Below are 3567 nucleotides of genomic sequence, written 5' to 3'. Positions count from 1 at the left end.
GGAGGCCGCATCCAGGGCCAGGTGGTGGACTGCGATCACCACATGGTCCCGATCTGGGCCCGGCACGATCCGGGTGCTCATCAGTTCGCCCGGAAGCGGCGCCAGATCCGCGCGGGCTGCGCGGACCGCCGAACCGATGTCCGCCGCGCCAGTCTCCGCTGCGTCACGTTCGGCCGCGTCGCCTCGGGCGTGCCGCGGCACTCCGAGCGCGGAAGCTGCGACGATTTCGGCGGTCTCGGAACTGCCGTCCCAGCGCAGCCGCAGCGCGTCATGCCGGCCGGTCACGGCCTGGCAGGCGGCAGCCCAGCGCACCCCGTCGACGGGCTCCTCGGCGGCCAGCACGATCCACTGGTCGAAGCCTTCGAGTCCACCGGCCCGCTGCGCCTGGCGCAGGACTTCCGGCGGTACCGGGAAGCTCCCGACGCCGTCCCGGTCCGGTTCGGCGATCTCGGCACCGCCCAACCACGCGGCGAGCGCAGCCGGCGTCCGATGCGTGAAGATCTGCGCGAGGCCCAGGCTGTGCCCGGCCTTGGCCAGCGCGGTCAGCACCCGGACCGAGCGCAGACTGTCGCCGCCGATCGCGAAGAAGTCGTCGTGCCGAGCCACCGCCGGCACCCCGATGACGTCCGCGAAGATGGCGCAGACCAGGGTTTCCACGTCGCCGCGCGGACCCTCGAAAGGCTGATCCGACGCTTCCGGGACCGGCACCACGAGCGATTTCAGGTCCACTTTTCCGTTGGCGGTCAACGGCAACCGGTCCAGCACCGTCCAAGCGCTCGGCCGCATCGGCACCGGCAACCGGTCCGCCATCACCCGGGTCAGTTCGTCGACCGCGACCTGGCCCGAGGCATAGCCGAACAGTTCCAGCGGATGCTCCGCGGAGCGCCGCGCCGCGATCACCGCCGCGGCCAGCACCGAGGGGATGTCCCGGGCCCCGGCTTCGCTCTCCGCGGTCTCGATCCGATGGCCGCGGATCGTCACCTGGTGATCGCGCCGGCCTTTGAACTCAAGCCCGTCCTCGCCCAGCAGTACGATGTCGCCGGTCCGGTAGAACCTGCCGCCACCGCCGCGCGGGTCGACGACGAACGTCGTCGCAGTCTGCCCCGGGCGGCCCAGATAGCCGATGCCCACCCCGGTTCCGGCAACATAGAGTTCCCCGCTCACGCCAGGCGGGCAGGGTTGCAAATCATCGTTGAGCACCAGGAGCTCGGTATTCTGCAACGCGGTGCCGATCGGCGCAGTAGTGCGCCCGGGGTTGCTGCCGAGCTCGAATTCCGCGTGCGTGACGTCGTCCGAACACTCGGTTGGCCCGTAGGCATTGACCAGGATGTCCTCCGGATGCCCCTGGAGCCAGGCGCGGACCGAATCCGCGGGCAGGGCTTCTCCGGTCAGCAGCAGCCGGCGCAGACCGGGGATCTCCGGCAACGGCCGGCCGGCCGCTTCGGCTTCGATCGCCACGCCGAGCAAGGATGGCACGATTTCCAGCACCGTGGTCCGCTGTTGCGCCGCCCAGCCCCAGAGCTCATGCGGATCGGCGATCGCACCGCGCGGCGGGACCGCGGTGGCACCGCCGACCATGAGCGCACAAAGCAGCTGCCACAGCGAAATGTCGAAGGTCAGCGCAGCATTGGCTAGCACCACGTCGTCCGGAGTCAGCGCGAGCGTATCGACCTTCGCGGCCAGGTGGTTCGCCAGGCCGGTCCGGTGGATCAAGGCGCCCTTGGGTTTTCCGGTCGAACCGGAGGTGAACAGCAGATAGGCTGCTTGTCCGGGGCGGATCGCCTGGCCGCCGACCAGCGCCGCGAGCGATTCCAGCGGATCGCCGAGCACCGGTTCCGCCGGCAGCGCCTCGAGGTCCACGACCCGGGAAGCCGACCGGGCAGCAGCCAGAGCCGATTCCAGCAACTCCCGGAACCGGGCGTCCGACAGGACCGCCTGCGGCTGGGCTGATTCCAGGACGGTCGCGATCCGGGCCGCCGGCGAAGCGCAGTCCAGCGGAAGGTAGACCGCGCCGATGGCCCAGATCGCGAGCAGGCAGGCCGGGCTCTGCGCATCGGTCTCCCGGGCCACCGCGACCACATCGCCAGAACCGACGCCTTGCCGCAACAACTCCTCGGCCAGCAATCCGGCCTGCGCGGCCAATTGCCGGTAGCTCAGCGAAATCCCGTCCGGACCGATCACCGCCTTGGCATAACGATGTGCTTCGGCGACCTCGAGGAAACGCAGCATCACGTCTTGCGGCGCAGCGGTTTCCGGACCGGTCAGAGCTGCGGCCAGTTGCACCCGGTCCTGCGGAAGCATTACCGATGCTGCTCGGACCGGCCGTTCCGGCTGCTGCACGAGTTGTTCCAGAACCGTCACGAACCGCGCTGCGAGCCGCTCCGCACCGCGGTCGGTGAACAGATCCGTGGCGTACTCCACGTGCAGCCGCAGTGCCGGTTCGGTTCCTCTGGTTTCGACGAATTCGAACGACAGGTCGAACTTGGCGGTATCGCTGCCCAGGGTTTCCAAACGCAGCTCGCCGGCCGGCGGTGCGGGCTCTTCCACCGTGTAGCCGAGATAGGTCTGGAAGACCGGGTGCCGATCGGCGTTGCGTTCGACCGCCAGCCGTTCCAGCACCAATTCGAAGGGCACTGCCTGTTGCGCGAAGCACGCCACGTCGGTGCGCCGTACGCCGCGCAGCACGTCGCGGAACGACGCCGCGCCCGGCACCCTGGTCCGCAGCACGACCGTGTTGAGGAATGGCCCGACGGTCTGTTCCGCAGCCAGGTCGAGCCGTGCGGTGGTGGCAGTGCCCAGTGGGAGGTCTTCGCCCGCACCGAGATTCCGGTAGAGCACGCCGAGCGCACCTTGCATCAGCATGAACATGGTGACCCCGGTGCGTCGGGCCAAGGTTTCCGCGGCTGCCGCCAGATCCGCCGGAATCGTGACCGAGACGATGTCGCCCCGATGGCTCTCCACCTGGGGGCGGGGCCGTTCGAACGGCAAAGCCAGCTCCGACGGGGCGTCGGCGAGCTCGGCGGCCCAGAACTCCAACCCGGGATTCCAGCGCCCCTCGGTGACGTCCCGGTCCTCGTCCGCGGTCAAGTCCAGGTAACGCAGTCGGGCGCTGCCCAGTTCGGGTTCGACGCCGGCCGTCCGGGCCGCATAGGCGGCGTCCAGATCGGCCAGCAGGCGGTCCACCGACGTCGCGTCGACCGCGACATGGTGCATCGTCACGGCGACCGCCGCGGGTTCGCCCGATTCGTCCAGCACCAAGACCCCGCGGATCGGCGCTTCGGTCTCCAGATCGAAGCCGGCGCCCATGGCAGCCCGGAGTTCCGCGCTGCCTTCGGCGGCCGCACCCCGCAGCGTGGGCGGCAAATCGCGGTTGGCCAGGATCCGTTGTTCGAGTTCCCCGGTTTCCGGGTCCAACCGGATCACCGTGCGGAGAATCTCGTGCCGTTCCCGGAGGTCGTCCAGCGCTGCGGCGAACGCTTCGACGCTGAGTTTGCCGGTGGCCCGGATCAGGAACGGAAGATGGTAGGCGTCTGCGGCCCCTCCGGTCTGCGCCAACAGCCACAGCCG

The 3567-nt window shown here is 69.7% G+C and carries 1 protein-coding gene; it reads right to left on the bottom strand.

Features of this window, described 5'->3' with window-relative positions:
- The coding region (locus IJH84_RS29310) for an amino acid adenylation domain-containing protein (protein ID WP_367269034.1) at window positions 1-3555 on the bottom strand (3555 nt) is incomplete at its 3' end.
- Between the last annotated feature and the right edge of the window lie 12 nt (window positions 3556-3567).

This window comes from Saccharopolyspora sp., from assembly GCF_017434145.1.
Classification (GTDB): domain Bacteria; phylum Actinomycetota; class Actinomycetes; order Mycobacteriales; family Pseudonocardiaceae; genus Saccharopolyspora_C; species Saccharopolyspora_C galaxeae.
Note: the sequence above shows the minus strand (reverse complement) of the source record. Positions and strands in the feature narration are given on the sequence as shown.